The following is a 17,426-nucleotide window of genomic DNA, read 5'->3' on the forward strand; positions in this document are numbered from 1 at the left end:
AAACTAATGAGGTGAATACAATGAGTGATTTATTTACAAGCATGAAAGATCAAGTTAAAGTTGGTTACCCGACGATCGTTTTTCCTGAAGGAACGGATGAGCGTGTATTAGCAGCAGCGAACCGTCTTGCGCGCGATGGCATTCTTAAGCCAATCGTCATTGGCGGAGAAGAAGCTGTGAAGGATGCCTCAAGCTTAAACCTTGAGTTGCACAGTGATCTAGAAATCATCGATCCTGCTTCCTATTCTGAAATGGATGGGCTCGTGGAATCATTTGTTGAGCGTCGTAAAGGCAAAGCAACAGCTGAGCAGGCGCAGGAAATTCTTCTTAATGTGAATTACTTTGGAACAATGCTCGTTCACACAGGTAAAGCAGATGGCCTTGTCAGCGGTGCAGCCCACTCAACAGGAGACACTGTTCGTCCGGCTCTTCAAATCATCAAAACAAAAGAAGGTATTAAGAAAACATCAGGTGCTTTTGTCATGGTAAAAGGTGACGAAAAGTATGTGTTTGCTGACTGTGCAATCAACATTTCTCCGGACAGCAATGACCTGGCTGAAATTGGACTTAGCAGTGCCGAAACAGCAAAAATGTTTGGAATTGAACCGAAAGTTGCCATGCTTAGCTTCTCAACAAAAGGTTCAGCAAAATCTCCTGAAACAAAGAAAGTCGAGGAAGCAACCCGCATCGCGAAGGAAGCAGCACCTGAGCTTGTGATCGATGGTGAATTCCAATTCGATGCAGCATTTGTACCTGAAGTTGCTCAGAAAAAAGCTCCTGAATCACCACTTAAAGGGGAAGCGAATGTTTTTGTATTCCCGAGCCTTGAAGCAGGAAACATCGGCTATAAAATGGTTCAACGTCTTGGTGGATACGAAGCGGTTGGGCCGGTTCTGCAAGGTCTTAATAAACCAGTTAACGATCTTTCACGCGGATGTAGTGAAGAAGATGTGTATAAATTAGCATTGATAACAGCAATGCAAAGCCTATAAGGATGCTAAAACCCCCGAAGAATGAATTTCTTCGGGGGTTTTGTAGCATTAAAGAAGCGCTTTTTCATTCCGGGTGAAGACGCGCTGGTAATTGAAGTCGTATAAAGATAGCTCAGGAATCGACAGATGGGTGTTAGACATGGAGTCCGCATAGGATTTCAGCGTTTCCAGCGTCTTCATCATCAAATCGCTTACAGTCAGTTCTTTGCCGACAAGTTCACTAAGCGAAGCCATTGTTTTCGGCATAATTTCTGGATAGGTAAACTTTGTCGGCTCTCCATTTAGCGCTCTTCTGTAAAACTCCTGAATCACTCCGGCACGCCCTGAACCGCTTCCATCAACGCATAAGTATACCTGAACCGCTACACCGCCACGTAGCCTGCGCTGCGAAATACCGGCGAATTTCCGTCCGTTAATACTAAGATCATATCGGCCCGGGCAATAGGAGCCCACAATTTCGCGGTCTTCTATAGTGACGTGATAAGGAGATAAAATATCCTGGACAAAATCGACCATTGCTTCATATCCGGTATCAATATCAATGCGCTGCTGCTTTTCAGAAAATACAAGGGACAGGTTCAATACGCCCGCATCCAGTACGACGGCAAGTCCTCCGGAGTTTCTGACAATCACGCGATATCCGAGCTCTTTTAAATAGTGGACCCCTTTTTCAAAAGAAGGGAGGCGAGTGTCCTGAATACCAAGAACAATCGTGTCATGATGCACCCAGGATCGCATGATCGGTGGTGACTCTCCACTTCCTGCAGAGTTACATAGTGTATCGTCCATTGCAAATGACTGCAGGGCATCAAAAGATGGACCAAGTGTTGATTGATCTATAATGCGCCATTTTGGCTGATAGAGTATTGAATCATTCACCATTTTCTTATCCTTTCTACATAAAGCTATCCTTTATTATAGCACGACAGAAAACAACAAACCTAAGACAACTTCCGACAATATTTCCCGGGTGATGACAAGCCACACCAAAATATTATCCAGTTTTTATCCCAGCCTTAAGGGGCAGTAAAACCCCCACAAAGAAACGGAAGTAAATCAAGACGTATAGGTGGGGGTCAACTGCCCCTAAAGGTCCGATTGGTTCAACTAACCATCAGAGGGGGATGAAGCAAAACCCCCTCTGATGGAAGTTTCACTTTATGCGAAATCGATAGGGAATCACTCATCCTTATTACCTATTTCTAATTTAATTTTACCTTTAAAACTTTGATTTAATAGGCGATTAGCTACCTTGCGAAAAAAAGGAAATTGCGAGAATTGTCTAAAATGATATAATTGTAATTACGGTAGTTTCGAGTTAGCTAGCAAGCGGGTATATACAGAAAAGAACTGGAAACGTATGTAAGAGGTTTCATAGATAATAGACAGAGCATACGAAGATCTACATATACGTCGATTGGACGAGAGGGGACATGTTTATGAAGCTAACGGTTAAAATAATTGCAGGTCTAGTGTTAGGTATCATTGTAGGTGTTATCTTCAATCTATTTGCACCTGATGCATTTGGACCGGTTGATAAGTATTTATTTGGTCCGGTTGGACAGATTTTCCTTAACTTAATTAAAATGCTAGTTGTACCGATCGTATTCTTCTCTATCGTTGTAGGAACGGCAGGTATCAGCGATCCAAAGAAGCTTGGTCGTATGGGAGGAAAAACAGTTGGATTTTTCCTTGTTACAACCACGGTTGCGATCTCAATCGCAATGGCGCTTGCTTATTTAATCAAGCCCGGTGTTGAAGGGTCGTTCTCAGGAGATTCGGATTTCAAAGCGGAAGAAGCGCCACCTATCATGGACACGCTCCTGAACATCATTCCGACGAACCCGATTCAGGCACTTACTGAAGGAAATATGTTGCAAATCATCGCTTTTGCGATTTTCATAGGGTTTGCGCTTGCGATTTTGGGAGAACGTACGAAGGCCCTTCGCGACCTCTTTGAACAGGGTAATGATGTTATGATGTACCTTGTTAAGATCATTATGGAGACTGCGCCATACGGTGCTTTTGCTCTTATTGCATCTGCAGTCGGTGGCCAGGGTAAAGAAGCCCTTCAGTCAATGGGTATGTATTTCCTCGTTGTTCTGGGTGCGTTACTCATCCATTTTCTTTTCACTTATGGTAGTGCGATTTACTTCCTTTGTAAAGAGAATCCTATTAAGTTCTATAAAGCATTTGCACCGGCAATGGCTGTTGCCTTCAGTACGTCTTCTAGTAGCGGAACGCTTCCTGTTTCAATGAAAACCGCCCAGGAAAACCTTAAGGTTCCGAAACAAATTAGTAGTTTCGTCCAACCACTTGGCGCTACGATTAACATGGATGGTACAGCGATTATGCAGGGTGTTGCAACGGTCTTTATCGCTCAAATTACCGGTGTTGATTTAACATTTACTCAATTGATTATCGTCGTTGTTACGGCAACTCTTGCTAGTATTGGTACAGCAGGTGTGCCGGGTGTTGGACTTATCATGCTCGCGATGGTTCTGAAGCAGGTTGGTCTACCGGTTGAACCAATTGGTCTGATCCTTGCTGTTGACCGTCTTCTTGATATGACGCGTACAGCCGTTAACATTACAGGTGATGCTGCGTGTGCGATGTACATTTCAAAATCAGAAGAAAAGCGTGAAGGTAAAGAGGCTAAGTCTGTTTTATAGAAAGCGGAGTCAGTTATTTAATGACAGACAACGTCTTAATCATGGCGCCTCTCTGTAATAAATAAGCTACTTCCATTCTTTCACTATACCCGTACTACATGAACCTTCTCCTTTCTGGTTGTTTAAACCGAACAGGGAGAAGGTTTTCATTTAGCAATTCCTAATATATAATGAAGGGATGAATTTGACGGAAGGAGTCCACACGGAAATGCTCGAACGATTAAACGAAGAAAAAGTATTTAAAGATCCGGTTCACCGCTATATCCATGTTCGCTACCGTTTAATCTGGGAGTTAATTGGTACGAAGGAATTCCAGCGTTTGCGCAGAGTTCGTCAGCTCGGAACAACGTATCTTACCTTTCATGGGGCAGAGCATAGCCGCTTCAGCCATTCACTTGGCGTCTATGAAATTGTAAGGCGTATTAACGGCATTTTCTCTCAATATGAAGGATGGGACGAAGAGAATCAATTGTTAAGCATGTGTGCTGCGCTCCTGCATGATGTTGGACATGGACCCTTTTCCCATTCCTTCGAAAAAGTGTTTAACCTTGATCATGAAGATTTCACAAGGATGGTCATTCTTGGTGATACAGAAATCAACCAGGTGCTTCGTAAAGTGAGGGATCGTTTTCCTGAAGAAGTTGCAGATGTTATCGCAAAAACACATGACAACAAGCTTGTTGTAAGCCTGATTTCAAGTCAGATCGATGCCGATCGCATGGACTACCTGCTCCGTGATGCTTATTTTACTGGTGTGAGCTATGGGCAGTTTGATATCGAACGGATTCTTCGCGTCATGCGTCCAGGTGGCGATCAAATTGTGATCAAACAAAGCGGAATGCACGCGGTAGAGGATTACATCATGAGTCGTTACCAGATGTACTGGCAGATCTATTTTCACCCGGTAACACGTAGTGCAGAAGTGATTTTAAGTAAAATCCTCCATCGAGCGAAAAAGCTTTTCGCTGATGGATATACATTCAAGCAGGATCCGATCCACTTTTATTCCCTTTTTAAAGAGGGTATTAGTCTCGAGGATTTCCTTAAGCTGGACGATTCTGTTGTGATGTACTATTTCCAGATCTGGCAGGAAGAAGAGGACGCAATTCTTCGTGATTTATGTGAGAGATTCATGAATCGTCGCTTATTTAAATACATCGAATTTAATCCAATGCAGCAGATGAATGCATGGAGAGAGCTGTATGACTCCTTTAAAGAAGCAGGAATTGATCCAGATTATTATCTTGAGGTTGATTCATCTTCTGATTTGCCATATGATTTCTACCGGCCAGGTGAAGAAGAAGAACGTCTTCCGATCCATTTGCTGAAGCCAGGTGGTGATTTACGTGAGCTTTCACGTGAATCAGATGTGGTTGAAGCGATTTCTGGTAAGAAACGGACCGACCATAAACTATATTTCCCCGCAGATTTCATTCTAGAGGGAAATTCTGATGCTACTCGTCGTATAAAGTCATTGTTATATTTAGAATAGCTGTTCAAAAAGAGAAGCGGTCCCTGGGATGAAGTTCGCTTCCGCTACAGGTTTTATCGAATAAAAAGCTTTTTGGACAACCTGTAAAAAAGACCATGGGAGGGGTGCAGGTTGCTAGAAGATCACGCGAAAGTGATAGCCGTGCTGAAAGAAGCTGGAGAAGTCATTGGTCGCAAGAAACTACAAAAAATCATTTATATTTGTAAGAAACTCCAATTTCCATTTAATGAAAAATACCAGTTCCATTTTTATGGACCATACTCAGAAGAATTGACGCTGCGTGTGGAAGAGCTTTGTAATCTAGGTCTTGTAAATGAGGTAAAGGAAAGCAAGGGCGGCTACTACCAATACAAGTATACCGTCACAGATGAAGGAAACGATTTTCTCGGTCACTATGAGTTTCATATGCCAGAATTAAATGAGTGTATTTCCGAGATTAATAGTCAGAGCTCACGCTTTTTGGAGCTCGTTTCTACGATTCTCTTTTTCGACCGTCTCTCGAAGGATGAAGTGGTTGAGAAAGTTCACACGATTAAGCGAAAGCAAAATTATTCAAATGCTGAGATTGAAGAAGCTTATGAATTTATGGGAAAACTCGGTTGTTGATCGAGTGATCCCAGCCTTAAGGGGCAGTAAAACCCCCTCTGATGGAAGTTTCACTTTATATGCGTAAACAAAAAAAGGTGCACTGGCACCTTTTTTTGTTTAACTTTTAATTGATAGCTTTTTTTCGTTAGCGGAGGAACTAGTAGTAATGTTAATTTTACTAAGAACAACGCTATTGATTAATAGGAGAAGGATCATAAAGAGTGACACGAGCATTGTAATTAGATAAGGGATAATAAGGTTCTGAAGTTCAGGTATGCTTCTTGCCATCATGATGACAAGTGAAAAGGAAGAAGCGACATGAAACGTAATCCCGGCAGATAAGCTAACCGTTTCTTTTGATTCATGCAGGGTAGGTAGCCAGAACGTCGAAAGTAAACTATAGAGAATAAGTGCACTGAGTAAACCAAAAAAGCTTGCCAGGCCAGTGTGGTTGTAATCACCGGCAGCAAGAATAAGTATGTAAATGAGCGTGCATGTTATTCCAATCATGGAACCAGGTAGTGCTTTAGAAGAAAGGATCCTCTTCATCATATTTTCACCTTCTTTACATTTATTTCCCTTTCGTTAAATACCCGTTAGACGTTTATTATAATCGTTCTGTGTATCAAAATTTCGAAAAAGAAGTCGAGGGAATGGAAAGTTTTTGTCGAATGTGAAAAAGGGTTCTAAAGTCATATTTCTCACGAAAAAGGAGTTGTGCAGATGAAGAAAGTTAACATTGGATTAGTTGGGTTTGGATTTTCAGGAGCTACCTTTCATGCCCCGGTAATAAAGGCAGTAGAGGGTCTGAACGTCACAAAAGTTGTTTCATCGCAACCTGATAAGGTTCATGCTAGTTTTCCTGAGGTGACGGTCGGATCGTTTGAGGATATGTTGGCAGACGATTCAATAGAATTAGTGGTCATTACGACACCAAATGAACTTCATTTTCCGATGGCAAAGCAGGCACTTGAAGCCCGAAAGCACGTTGTTATTGAGAAGCCTTTTGTGGTGAGCGTTGAAGAGGGTGAACAATTGATTCAATTAGCTGAAGAAAATCACTGCCTCTTAAGTGTGTATCATAATAGGCGCTATGATAATGATTTTCTGACAATCCAAAAGCTGATGGACGAGAATGAATTCGGGAAGGTCATGACGTTTGAGGCTCATTATGATCGGTATCGTGCTGAGGTCCGAAATCGCTGGCGCGAACAGGATAAGAAGGGATCTGGTATCCTATTTGATCTTGGCTCGCATCTTATTGACCAGGCGCTCACCCTTTTTGGTGCCCCGGACGATGTGACGGCGGACGTCATGGCACAACGAGACGGGGCAAAAACAGATGACTATTTCCACCTTGTCCTGAGATACGGCCGTCAACGCGTGATTTTACATGCTGGTTCACTGGTAAAAAAACATGGCCCTCGTTATCAAATCCACGGAACAGATGGTTCATTTGTAAAATGGGGGATTGATCCTCAAGAAGCTGCACTAAAAGAAGGGAAGATCCCCGGTGGTTCAGGATGGGGAGAGGATACGAAAGATCAATACGGCATTTTAACCAGAGATGAGGCAGAGTCCACAGTTCCAACTATAGCTGGATACTATCAAACGTATTACAAAGGAATCTATCGCGCAATTCGCGAGGACAAGACACTGCCTGTGACGGCTGATCAAGCACTGAACGTCATTAAATTGATTGAACTTGCTCTAAAAAGTAGTAAGGAAAAGCGAACGTTGCAATGGATGTAACAAAAAGAGATGGCTCAAGTTTGAGCCATCTCTTTATTATAGATCTGCATTTATTATGCGTGTGGCAGAAATGCTAGCTGGTAGAAGAAGAGAACAGCGAACAAATAAAGAAGGGGATGAACTTCGCGTCCTTTTCCTTTAACGATTTTTAGAATAGGATATGTGATAAATCCGAGCGCAATTCCTGTCGCGATGCTTGCAGTAAGCGGCATTGTCAGGATAATTAAGAAGGCAGGGAATGCCTCATCAAATTCGCTCCAGTCAATTTTTCCAACAGCCCCGATCATCAGGCTTCCTACGATAATAAGTGTTGGTGCCGTAATAGCTGCAAGTCCTGACAATGAACTAACGAGTGGTCCAAAGAAAGCAGATATGATAAAGAGGACAGCGACAACCACAGACGTTAAGCCCGTTCTTCCTCCAGCTGCAACGCCTGAAGAGGATTCAATATACGCACTTGTTGGGCTTGTCCCGAAGATTGCGCCTATTGTTGTACCAACCGAGTCAGCGAGAAGAGCCTGACGAGCACGGGGCATCTTCTTGCCTTTCATTAAGCCAGCCTGTTCAGCGACACCGACCATTGTTCCTGTCGTATCAAATAGCGTTACGAGTAAGAATGAGAAGATAACCGCATATAATCCGTATTCGATCATATCTTTAATAGCTTGAAGCGGACTTCCGAAGATAAAGAACTCTGGAGCGGCAGGTGTTTCCATCATTTTACCAAATTCAAGCTGTCCCGTGAAAATGGCGATAACGGCTGTAGCAATCATACCGAAGAACAGCGCTCCAGGTACATTTCGAGCCATCAGGATAAGCGTGATAATTAATCCGACAAGCGCAAGAATAACTTCAGGTGAATGGAGATTGCCAAGTCCTACAAGATTTTCTTTGTCAGCGACGATAATGCCTGTCATGCGAAGTCCAATAAATGCGATAAACAGACCAATACCGGCTGTGATCCCGAGCTTAAGATTTGTCGGAATTGCTTCGATTAGCTTTTCTCGGAATGGTGTTAAGGAAAGAATAATAAAGAGAATACCTGCAATAAACACAGCTCCGAATGCGACCTGGTATGACACACCACTTTGCCCTCCAACAACAGAAAAGGCGAAGTAAGCATTTAACCCCATACCGGGGGCGATTGCAATCGGGTAATTAGCGAAAAGTCCCATCCAGAGTGTTCCCACAACTGCCGCGATGATCGTAGCGATAAATACTGTATTGAACGGTACACCTGTTGAAGAAAGGATAATTGGGTTAACAATAACGATATATACCATGGTCAGGAAAGTAGTTAATCCTGCTAGAAATTCTGTTTTAACGTTTGTTCCATTTTCTTTTAAACGAAAAAAGGAGTTAAACATCGTAAGACCTCCATTAAATACGAACGTTTTTTAAGCACAAGTTCTATAATATTCGTAAAAACGCATTTTGACAAGGGGGAATTTGAAATGTCCTGCTATGCCGGGCACAAAAGCTCCTGGATGAATACAATGGAGGAATTATGATAAAATGATGACGGAGAATAGTGAATGAAGGAGGTAGTCACAATTGGCAAATGAAGAAGAGAAAAAGCCAGCTAAGAAGCCCTCAACAGGCTTTAATATTTTAAGTGGAGACTCAACTGACGGTCACGGTGGTTATGGTGTTGGTACAATCAATCTCGATAACGTATCTCCAGTGATCATTGATCCGACGACAGATGAAGTGTATGTAGATGTCGGTGCCCTACACGCGCGCAGTGCGCTTGAGAAACGGAAGAAGCTAGTTAAAACACGTGAAGATGTTCCGAACGGTCATACTGCCTGGATTGTATGGGTAACGCTGCAAAGAAAAGAAGAAGGTCCTTTCTACTACGGAATCGGAGCATGTGAGTTCTTCGTCGATCCTGAAGCGAAGCGAGCATGGAAAAGCATGCCAGAACATGTGAACAACATGGATAAATCCATGAAAGGGAAAGTTGTGATCAATCATATGGATGCGAAATCGAAAAAGATGCTTCGTGACTATCTAATTGGCTTTGATAAGGACGTTTACGAGCGATCGAGTGATGATGTGAAATCGGGACTTCAAGACTAACTTTTGACTGTTTTTTGAATAAATTTTGAAATCTCTTGAGGTTTTGTGAAACTGAGCGTAAACTAATCTATACGCAACACATATAGCTAGGACCCAAAACAACCCGGGGAATTTTCCTCGGGTTGTTCTGGTTGAAAGCGGAACTCATTATGAACCTGTTATACTTTACCTATTAAACAGGAAGGGTGATGGCCATGTGGAAACAATTATCGAATGAAAAGAAGAAAGATCTCGTTCAGCGCATCCAATCCTATTTCTATGAAGAGCGTGATGAAGAAATTGGAGAGCTTGCTGCAGAGAACTTTCTTCATTTTGTGATGTCCGAAATTGGTCCAACACTATACAATAGTGGGATAACAGACGCAATCGACATGACGGAACAAAAGTGGATGAGTATTGAACAGGATTTAGAAGCTTTAAAGAAACCAGATCCAGAAGGAACTAGATAATTAGAAAAACGGGCGTAGCGCCCGTTTTTCTATCTAATCCATTGGAAGAATCGATCGAGAAGCCCTTTCTTACCTGCTCCTTCATCTTCAGAAAGGGATTGACCGGGATGATCTTCGCAATAGTCATGCGGTTCTGTTCCTTCTATATAATAGGTTAAGCGTTTTACAGGACACGCTTTGCTTGCCAGCAAGCCCGTTTGAGGGTCAACTTTTACAGCAACAACTCCTTCAGGAGGAGTGAACTCCTTACTTTCTTCCCCCTCAAGTGCCTCTTCAATAAAATTCGCCCATATCTTTTTCGCGTAAAAACCATCATTTCGAAAATTTAATTTTTCTCCTTTATCATAACCAATCCAAACAGCTGCGGTGAGCTGAGGTGTGAATCCAATCATCCAGCTATCGGTTGAAGTCGATCCGGTTTTGGCAGCGGCTGGACGTGACAGTAAATGGTCAATCCCAGAACCTGTTACTTTTGTATAATCATTTAATGATTCATCAAAAACACCTGTCATCATGCTTGTCGTTACGAAAGCTGTCGCGGGATCAAGAACTACTTCCGCATCTGATTCATGGCGATAGATCACTTTTCCATCTCGATCTGTCACCTTATCAATATAATGCGGCTCGACTTGTTTTCCGCCGTTAGCGAGCATGCTGTATGCTTCTGTCATTTCCATCATTCCAACAGGCTTCGTACCAAGCGCGAGTGATGGAATAGCAGAAAGAGGACTGGTAATTCCGAAATCCTTTGCGGTTTGAACGAGTGTTTTCTCATCCAAAAACATATGCGTTTTAACAGCAACTACGTTATCTGAAAGGGCGAGCGCCTGAGCGAGCGTAATTTCATCATTAGCGTAAGCATTGCCGTAATTATTGGGAGAATACGTTTCTTTATCGTTGTCATAATAGAACGTTGTCGGCTCACTTCGAACTCGCGTTGACGGGGTGAAGCCATTTTTAACAGCTGCGTAATAGAGCAGTGGTTTAAAAGTTGATCCTGGCGTCCGCTTTGCCATTGTTGCGCGATTGAACTTGCTTTCTTCATAATCGCGACCACCAATCATTGCTCTTACTGCACCAGTTTTCGGCTCCATTGCAACAAGTGCTGCTTGAATGTCGCTACTCTTATCAATGCTTGATTTCACCCAATTATCAGCTGATTGCTGCATCTCCATATCAAGCGTTGTGTAGACGTGAAGACCACCCTGTTCGATGACTCGTTCATCAAGGGATAGTTTGGTTTTGAGTTCTTTTTTAACTTCCGCTGCAAAATAGGGAGCGTTCTCGGTTTGTACTTCTTCTTCATTAAATGCCTGAAGTGGCATGTTTTCGAATTTAGCTTGCTGTGCTTCGTTCTCTGTGAGGGAGTGGTTTGTCACCATCGCATCAAGAACGGTCCCTTGACGTTTCTTAGCTCGTTCTGCATCGGCATACGGGGAATAATAACTAGGACCTTTAGGAATTCCGGCAAGCATTGCCCCTTCCGCCAATGTGAGATCGCTTGCTCCTTTCCCAAAATACGTTCGCGCTGCCGATTCAATTCCATATGAACCATGCCCGTAATAGATTGTATTTAAATAGCCTTCCAGAATCTCTTCTTTAGAGTAATGAATTTCAAGGCGGTAGGCATAAAATGCTTCTGTTATCTTTCGTTTCCACGTTTTGTCATGTTCCAGGAAGAGGTTACGTGCGTATTGTTGTGTTATCGTACTTGCTCCCTGAACTTTGGCCATTGCTTTAATATCAGCAAGAATCGCCCCTGCGATTCGTTTGAAATCGAAACCAGAGTGCTCGTAAAAACTACGGTCCTCAATCGCAATCGTAGCATCAATTAGGTGAGGAGCAATCTCATCAAGATCGACCCAATAGCGGTTCTGTCCGTCCTGATTACTCTCCCCAATCACCTGTTTGTTCGTATCATAGTAAATCGTAGTCTGTGGGACTTGAAGCTCTGGAGCCCCCATGATTACAGCTATTAAATATAACGAACCAATCGACAGTCCGAGCAAAACAAAGCAGATCATCATTAGCCTACCTAACAACATCCCCCACCGTTTCCAGAACTGGAACTGTTCGGTTTTTAGCCATTTAATGAGGCTCACCTCCCCACATCTTTCGTATAAATCTAGTATGTAACAATCTAGAAACTCTTAAACGCTTAGAACAGTGAAACTTCTATCACATTAGAAAAATATTTGTCCATTTTTTGAATAGGATGGAGTATAGTTAGTTGAATCATTTAGATTGAACGGCATTTAGTTAGGGGAGAGAAGAGAATGGAGATTATCATTGCGATTATTCTTGGAATTGTTGAAGGGTTAACGGAATTTCTTCCTGTATCCTCAACGGGCCACCTGATATTGACAGGCTACTGGCTCGATTTTACTGGTGAGCGAGCGAAAACATTTGAGATAGTTATTCAGCTTGGTTCGATCCTTGCCGTTGTGGTCATGTATCGTAAAAGGTTCGCATCGCTACTTTCACCTGACAGAACGAAGAGTGGGCTAACACTCATTCATCTGATTTTAGGGATGATCCCGGCTGTCGTTGCAGGATTTTTATTACACGGTTTTATTAAAAGCTATTTATTTTCCCCGTATACAGTTGTAATTGGTCTTGTCGTTGGTGGTGTTTTGATGATTATTGCTGATCTGAAGAAAAGTACGCCTGTTAGTTCAAGTCTTGATGATTTAACACTTAAACAGGCTTTTTCGATTGGTCTTTTTCAATGTCTTGCTCTTTGGCCAGGCTTCTCGCGTTCTGGAGCAACGATCTCTGGAGGCGTTTTGCTTGGAACAACGCATAAAACCGCCGCGGAATTTTCGTTTATCCTTGCCGTTCCGATGATGGTCGCAGCGAGCGGCTATGACCTTTTAAAAAGCTATCAGTATTTAGCGATTTCAGATATCCCGGTATTTGTGACAGGTTTTCTTGCTGCTTTCCTAGTTGCGCTTTTGGCCATTGTAACATTTATTAAATTCATTGAACGAGTGCGTCTCATCCCGTTTGCTATTTATAGATTTGTTCTTGCCCTTTTTGTATGGATGGTCCTGTTCTAATGAAAGTATAAATTTCTCTTGCTTTTTACGATGAGTCGACTATACTTTTCTTGTGCTTTGTTTAGATAGATTCTTTTGCAATATACTAATCCTGTTTGTACAAAAGACATTCGGGAACGGATTAGTGTAGCAGATTGAAATAGAGGAGTGGTTTGAATGGAATTATGGTATACAGAGAAGCAGACAGAGAGCTTCGGAATTACGGCTAAAATTAAGCAAACGCTTCACACAGAACAGACCGATTTTCAGCGCCTTGATATGATTGAAACAGAAGAATTCGGTAAGATGCTCGTTCTTGACGGTATGGTTATGACGACTGAGAAGGATGAGTTCGTATATCACGAAATGGTCGCACACGTACCCCTTTTCACACATTCGAACCCGAAACACGTTCTTGTTGTTGGTGGCGGTGACGGTGGTGTCATCCGTGAAGTACTGAAGCACCCATCTGTTGAAAAGGCGACGCTTGTTGAAATTGATGGAAAAGTAATCGAGTACTCAAAGAAATATTTACCATCGATTGCAGGTGCTCTTGAAGATGAGCGTGTTGAAGTGCTCGTTGACGATGGATTTATGCACATTGCGAAAAGTGAAAGTGAATATGACGTCATCATGGTTGATTCAACAGAACCAGTTGGACCAGCTGCCAAGCTTTTTGAACGAGGCTTTTATGAAGGCATTTCAAAAGCACTTAAGGAAGACGGTATTTTCGTTGCTCAGACAGACAACCCGTGGTTTAAAGCGGATCTGATCTCTCAAGTACACAGAGATGTGAAAGAAATTTTCCCAATTACGCGTGTTTATACAGCGAACATTCCAACTTATCCGAGTGGACTGTGGACGTTCACAATTGGCTCGAAAAAGAATGATCCCCTTGAAGTACCTGAAAGCCGCTTCCACGAGATTGAAACAAAATACTATACAAAAGAACTTCACACAGCAAGCTTTGCTCTTCCTAAATTTGTTCAGGATCTTGTGGAATAACGATGAGCATGAAATTCGATGAAGCTTATTCAGGTAACGTATTTATTCTAAGCAATCCTTCTTTTGAAAATAGCAACGTCGTCATCTATGGCATGCCGATGGACTGGACGGTAAGCTTCCGCCCAGGTTCACGTTTCGGTCCCGGGCGTATTCGCGAAGCCTCCCTCGGGCTTGAAGAATACAGTCCATATATGGATCGTCATTTGGAAGAAATTCAATACTTTGATGCAGGGGATATTCCACTTCCATTCGGTAACCCACAAAGAAGCATTGATATGATTGAAGAGTACATTGACTCCCTGCTTGAAGCCGGCAAGTTTCCACTTGGAATGGGCGGCGAGCACCTTGTCACATGGCCGATTCTAAAGGCGTTTCATAAGAAATACGATGACCTTGCGTTGATCCATATTGATGCACATGCTGACTTACGCGAGGAGTATGAGGGAGAACCGCTTTCTCACTCAACACCTGTTCGCAAGGCTTGTGGCCTGATTGGTGCTGAAAATGTGTACTCGTTCGGAATCCGCTCAGGTATGCGGGAAGAGTTCCAATTTGCGAAAGAGTCAGGAATGCACATGCATAAATTCGAAGTGGCAGAGCCGCTGAAAAAAGTGCTACCTTCACTTGAAGGGCGTAATGTGTACGTTACGATTGATATCGATGTGCTTGATCCAGCGCATGCACCTGGGACAGGCACTGCTGAAGCTGGGGGTATTACGTCCAAAGAACTTCTTGAGGCGATTTCTGCGATTGCAGGTTCCGGTATCAACGTAGTAGGAGCAGACCTTGTTGAGGTTGCACCTGCTTATGACCCATCTGAACAAACGCCAATCGCGGCAAGTAAATTCATCCGTGAAATGCTGCTTGGCTGGACGCACAAGAAATAATTCTGTGCAGAGGCTGTATTCAATTTGAATACAGTCTCTTTTTTCTTGAAAGAAAAGAAAGAAATTTCAGTGATGTCTAGCTCCAGCGCCTACCCCCTCGAGGTCTTAAGTCAAACCACAGTGTGGCAAAAAGCACCACGCTGAGGTTCGTCTTAAGCTTGTCGGGGGTGGACAAGGCACTTGCGCTTTTCTTATAATAAGAAAGTTAATGATTTAGTTAGGACGTGAAAGAATGAGCGGTCAGATCGAATTAAAGATTGATTCCCGTATACAGTCCGGGAAAGAGAAACAATCCTCAAACCATACAGTAATGGGAAACCTGATTGAAAAAGGTGAGGTGCTTTATTTACGCTATGAAGAAGATCTTGAATTCGGACAGGTCTCAACAACTGTTAAAATAGATCAAGAACAGGTGACGGTCATTCGAAGGGGAGCCCTTTCAATTAGACAGCAATTTTCCCCCGGTCAGCTGTCAGAAACCATCTACAAGACACCGTTTGGAGCAATGCCGCTGCAAATTCGCACAGAGCGAATTGAGCAACTAGTCGATCGTGAGAAGAATAAAGGCCGTTTGACCCTTCGCTATATGCTTTACCTCGAAGAAGACGAATCGCAGCGACATGAGCTGTCGCTAACCTGGAAAGGAGCAAGTCAATGAATAGTGTGGAACAAAAGAAAGAGCAGTTGAAAGAAGAAATAAAGCAGGCCGTCCTGAAGGCGAATCTTGCATCAGAAAGTGAGCTTCCGGAGGTGATCCTCGAGTCACCGAAGGATAAAGCGCACGGCGACTATGCGACAAACATGGCGATGCAGCTAGCACGTATCGCGAAGAAAGCACCGCGTGCGATTGCAGAGGATTTAAAAGCGAATCTTGATATGGAAAAAGCGGGCATTAAGCAAATTGATATTGCAGGACCTGGCTTTATTAACTTCTTCATGGATACAGCTTATTTAACAGAACTCATTCCAACAATCTTAGAAAACGGTAGTGCGTACGGTCGATCAGCCAATCGAAACGAAAAAATTCAGGTGGAGTTTGTTTCAGCGAACCCGACCGGAAGCCTTCATTTGGGACATGCACGCGGAGCGGCTGTTGGCGATACGCTTTGCAATATTCTTGATCGTGCAGGATACGACGTTTCTCGTGAATACTACATCAACGATGCAGGTAATCAGATTCATAATCTGACGGTTTCATTAGAAGCACGCTACATGCAGGCACTTGGGAAAGAGAAGGAAATGCCGGAAGATGGCTACCAGGGACAGGATATCGTTCAGTTCGGTAAAGATCTAGTTGAAAAAGAAGGCGATCGTTTACTTGAGCTTGATGATAAAGCGCGCTATGCCTATTTCCGTGAATATGGGCTTGAACGTGAGCTTGAGAAGCTAAAGAAGGATCTGAAGGAATTCGGCGTAGAGTTTGACGTATGGTTCTCTGAAACGTCTCTTTACTCTTCCAGCAAAATTGATGATGTTCTTGCGAAGCTGAAAGAGCGCGGTGAAACGTTTGAACAGGATGGCGCAACGTGGTTCCGTTCAACCACTTACGGCGATGACAAAGATCGCGTGCTGATTAAAAGTGACGGCTCTTATACTTACTTAACACCGGATATCGCGTATCATCAGGATAAGCTATCCCGTGGATTTGATAAGTTGATTAACATTTGGGGTGCCGATCACCATGGTTATATTCCACGAATGAAAGCGGCAATTGAAGCACTTGGATATAAGAGAGAGCAGCTTGAAGTTGAAATCATTCAGATGGTGAATCTCTTTAAAGATGGCGAGAAAATGAAGATGAGTAAGCGAACTGGTAAAGCTGTTACGCTTCGTGAACTAATGGATGAAGTGGGCATTGATGCGATGCGCTATTTCTTCTCGATGAGAAGCTCTGATTCCCATCTTGATTTCGATATGGACCTTGCCGTATCACGATCAAATGAAAATCCTGTTTACTACGTGCAGTACGCACATGCCCGCGTCTGCAGCATTCTTCGCCAGGGAGAAGAAATGGGATTAACCGAAGACGCTGACCTTTCTCTTATTACATCTGAGAAAGAAATAGATCTTCTTAAGAAGCTTGGTGAACTACCAGAAGCGATTGCTGAAGCGGCTGAAAAGCGCATGACACATCGCATCACAAACTATGCATTTGAACTTGCTGCAGCGCTACACAGCTTCTATAATGCTGAGCGTGTCATTGATCCTGAGGATCTTGCAAAAAGCTCCGCTCGGTTTAAGCTGATGAAAGCTGTTCAACAAACTGTTCAAAACACGCTCGAGATTATCGGCGTAAACGCACCAGAAAAAATGTAAAGTAAGAAGCCCTGTCGCATATGCGGCAGGGCTTTTTGGTGGGATTTAAATGGGATTTCATCAAATAGGCCGGCTCGCTTCGTGTCCAACTCTAGCGCCTAGCCCCCTCGATCGCTTCGCCTCCCAACTCGGAACACAAAAAGCGTGTTCAAA

General features: G+C 43.1%; 16 protein-coding genes. 12 read left to right on the plus strand and 4 right to left on the minus strand.

The window, feature by feature from the left end:
* Positions 1 to 20 precede the first annotated feature (20 nt).
* On the plus strand, positions 21 to 992 hold the full coding sequence (gene pta / locus ABFG93_RS12465; RefSeq protein WP_347548353.1) for a phosphate acetyltransferase: 972 nt from the start codon (positions 21 to 23) through the stop codon (positions 990 to 992).
* 48 nt (positions 993 to 1,040) lie between these two features.
* On the opposite strand, the gene ABFG93_RS12470 is transcribed toward pta, so the two are convergent.
* Positions 1,041 to 1,874: a lipoate--protein ligase family protein gene (locus ABFG93_RS12470; protein ID WP_347548354.1), complete on the minus strand. Its 834-nt coding sequence runs from the start codon at positions 1,872 to 1,874 to the stop codon at positions 1,041 to 1,043.
* A gap of 557 nt (positions 1,875 to 2,431) precedes the next feature.
* Between ABFG93_RS12470 and ABFG93_RS12475 the strand changes: the two genes are divergently transcribed.
* From ABFG93_RS12475 to ABFG93_RS12485, 3 genes are all read left to right on the plus strand, one after another.
* The gene (locus ABFG93_RS12475; RefSeq protein WP_347548355.1) at positions 2,432 to 3,664 is read left to right on the plus strand and encodes a dicarboxylate/amino acid:cation symporter; all 1,233 of its coding nucleotides are present in this window, start codon (positions 2,432 to 2,434) and stop codon (positions 3,662 to 3,664) included.
* Between the two features lie 178 nt (positions 3,665 to 3,842).
* Complete coding sequence (locus tag ABFG93_RS12480) at positions 3,843 to 5,156, plus strand: HD domain-containing protein (RefSeq protein ID WP_431521999.1); 1,314 nt, start codon at positions 3,843 to 3,845, stop codon at positions 5,154 to 5,156.
* 111 nt (positions 5,157 to 5,267) lie between these two features.
* Complete coding sequence (locus ABFG93_RS12485) at positions 5,268 to 5,762, plus strand: YwgA family protein (protein WP_347548357.1); 495 nt, start codon at positions 5,268 to 5,270, stop codon at positions 5,760 to 5,762.
* Positions 5,763 to 5,861: 99 nt separating this feature from the next.
* Here the strand turns inward: ABFG93_RS12485 and ABFG93_RS12490 are convergent, their stop codons facing one another.
* Positions 5,862 to 6,296 (minus strand): hypothetical protein, encoded by a 435-nt coding sequence (locus ABFG93_RS12490; RefSeq protein WP_347548358.1) that lies wholly within the window; start codon positions 6,294 to 6,296, stop codon positions 5,862 to 5,864.
* A gap of 171 nt (positions 6,297 to 6,467) precedes the next feature.
* Here ABFG93_RS12490 and ABFG93_RS12495 point away from each other — a divergent pair, with 171 nt between their 5' ends.
* A complete protein-coding gene (locus ABFG93_RS12495) occupies positions 6,468 to 7,496 on the plus strand; it encodes an oxidoreductase (RefSeq protein ID WP_347548359.1) in 1,029 nt (342 codons plus the stop codon).
* Between the two features lie 53 nt (positions 7,497 to 7,549).
* On the opposite strand, the gene ABFG93_RS12500 is transcribed toward ABFG93_RS12495, so the two are convergent.
* Positions 7,550 to 8,863, minus strand: a complete 1,314-nt coding sequence (locus ABFG93_RS12500; protein ID WP_347548360.1) for an NCS2 family permease — start codon at positions 8,861 to 8,863, stop codon at positions 7,550 to 7,552.
* Positions 8,864 to 9,050: 187 nt separating this feature from the next.
* Between ABFG93_RS12500 and ABFG93_RS12505 the strand changes: the two genes are divergently transcribed.
* Entirely contained in the window at positions 9,051 to 9,578 is a 528-nt protein-coding gene (locus ABFG93_RS12505) for a YwhD family protein (protein ID WP_347548361.1), read from the plus strand.
* Positions 9,579 to 9,772: 194 nt separating this feature from the next.
* Positions 9,773 to 10,027: a DUF2164 domain-containing protein gene (locus tag ABFG93_RS12510; RefSeq protein WP_347548362.1), complete on the plus strand. Its 255-nt coding sequence runs from the start codon at positions 9,773 to 9,775 to the stop codon at positions 10,025 to 10,027.
* Between the two features lie 29 nt (positions 10,028 to 10,056).
* On the opposite strand, the gene ABFG93_RS12515 is transcribed toward ABFG93_RS12510, so the two are convergent.
* Positions 10,057 to 12,129 (minus strand): transglycosylase domain-containing protein, encoded by a 2,073-nt coding sequence (locus tag ABFG93_RS12515; RefSeq protein WP_431522000.1) that lies wholly within the window; start codon positions 12,127 to 12,129, stop codon positions 10,057 to 10,059.
* 174 nt (positions 12,130 to 12,303) lie between these two features.
* Here ABFG93_RS12515 and bacA point away from each other — a divergent pair, with 174 nt between their 5' ends.
* The 5 genes from bacA to argS all read left to right on the plus strand — a co-directional run bounded on the left by bacA (position 12,304) and on the right by argS (position 17,273).
* A complete protein-coding gene (gene bacA / locus ABFG93_RS12520; RefSeq protein ID WP_347548363.1) occupies positions 12,304 to 13,086 on the plus strand; it encodes an undecaprenyl-diphosphate phosphatase in 783 nt (260 codons plus the stop codon).
* A 156-nt stretch (positions 13,087 to 13,242) separates the two neighbouring features.
* Positions 13,243 to 14,070, plus strand: coding sequence for a spermidine synthase (gene speE, locus ABFG93_RS12525; RefSeq protein ID WP_347548364.1), 828 nt, complete (start codon positions 13,243 to 13,245; stop codon positions 14,068 to 14,070).
* 8 nt (positions 14,071 to 14,078) lie between these two features.
* Positions 14,079 to 14,957, plus strand: coding sequence for an agmatinase (gene speB, locus ABFG93_RS12530; protein WP_347552830.1), 879 nt, complete (start codon positions 14,079 to 14,081; stop codon positions 14,955 to 14,957).
* Positions 14,958 to 15,189: 232 nt separating this feature from the next.
* Positions 15,190 to 15,615, plus strand: coding sequence for a DUF1934 domain-containing protein (locus tag ABFG93_RS12535; protein ID WP_347548365.1), 426 nt, complete (start codon positions 15,190 to 15,192; stop codon positions 15,613 to 15,615).
* Complete coding sequence (argS, locus tag ABFG93_RS12540) at positions 15,612 to 17,273, plus strand: arginine--tRNA ligase (RefSeq protein ID WP_347548366.1); 1,662 nt, start codon at positions 15,612 to 15,614, stop codon at positions 17,271 to 17,273. The genes ABFG93_RS12535 and argS overlap by 4 nt, the downstream gene beginning before the upstream one ends.
* Positions 17,274 to 17,426 lie beyond the last annotated feature (153 nt).

This window comes from Pseudalkalibacillus hwajinpoensis (assembly GCF_039851965.1).
In the GTDB taxonomy this organism is placed as follows: Bacteria; Bacillota; Bacilli; order Bacillales; family Guptibacillaceae; genus Guptibacillus; species Guptibacillus hwajinpoensis_E.

What these genes read in the sequence shown, in the direction of transcription:
- pta (WP_347548353.1), top strand. Translation starts at nt 21, where the DNA reads ATGAGTGATTTATTTACAAGCATGAAAGATCAAGTTAAAGTTGGTTAC.
- ABFG93_RS12470 (WP_347548354.1), bottom strand. Translation starts at nt 1,874, where the DNA reads ATGGTGAATGATTCAATACTCTATCAGCCAAAATGGCGCATTATAGAT.
- ABFG93_RS12475 (WP_347548355.1), top strand. Translation starts at nt 2,432, where the DNA reads ATGAAGCTAACGGTTAAAATAATTGCAGGTCTAGTGTTAGGTATCATT.
- ABFG93_RS12480 (WP_431521999.1), top strand. Translation starts at nt 3,843, where the DNA reads ATGAATTTGACGGAAGGAGTCCACACGGAAATGCTCGAACGATTAAAC.
- ABFG93_RS12490 (WP_347548358.1), bottom strand. Translation starts at nt 6,296, where the DNA reads ATGATGAAGAGGATCCTTTCTTCTAAAGCACTACCTGGTTCCATGATT.
- ABFG93_RS12495 (WP_347548359.1), top strand. Translation starts at nt 6,468, where the DNA reads ATGAAGAAAGTTAACATTGGATTAGTTGGGTTTGGATTTTCAGGAGCT.
- ABFG93_RS12500 (WP_347548360.1), bottom strand. Translation starts at nt 8,863, where the DNA reads ATGTTTAACTCCTTTTTTCGTTTAAAAGAAAATGGAACAAACGTTAAA.
- ABFG93_RS12510 (WP_347548362.1), top strand. Translation starts at nt 9,773, where the DNA reads ATGTGGAAACAATTATCGAATGAAAAGAAGAAAGATCTCGTTCAGCGC.
- bacA (WP_347548363.1), top strand. Translation starts at nt 12,304, where the DNA reads ATGGAGATTATCATTGCGATTATTCTTGGAATTGTTGAAGGGTTAACG.
- speE (WP_347548364.1), top strand. Translation starts at nt 13,243, where the DNA reads ATGGAATTATGGTATACAGAGAAGCAGACAGAGAGCTTCGGAATTACG.
- speB (WP_347552830.1), top strand. Translation starts at nt 14,079, where the DNA reads ATGAAATTCGATGAAGCTTATTCAGGTAACGTATTTATTCTAAGCAAT.
- ABFG93_RS12535 (WP_347548365.1), top strand. Translation starts at nt 15,190, where the DNA reads ATGAGCGGTCAGATCGAATTAAAGATTGATTCCCGTATACAGTCCGGG.
- argS (WP_347548366.1), top strand. Translation starts at nt 15,612, where the DNA reads ATGAATAGTGTGGAACAAAAGAAAGAGCAGTTGAAAGAAGAAATAAAG.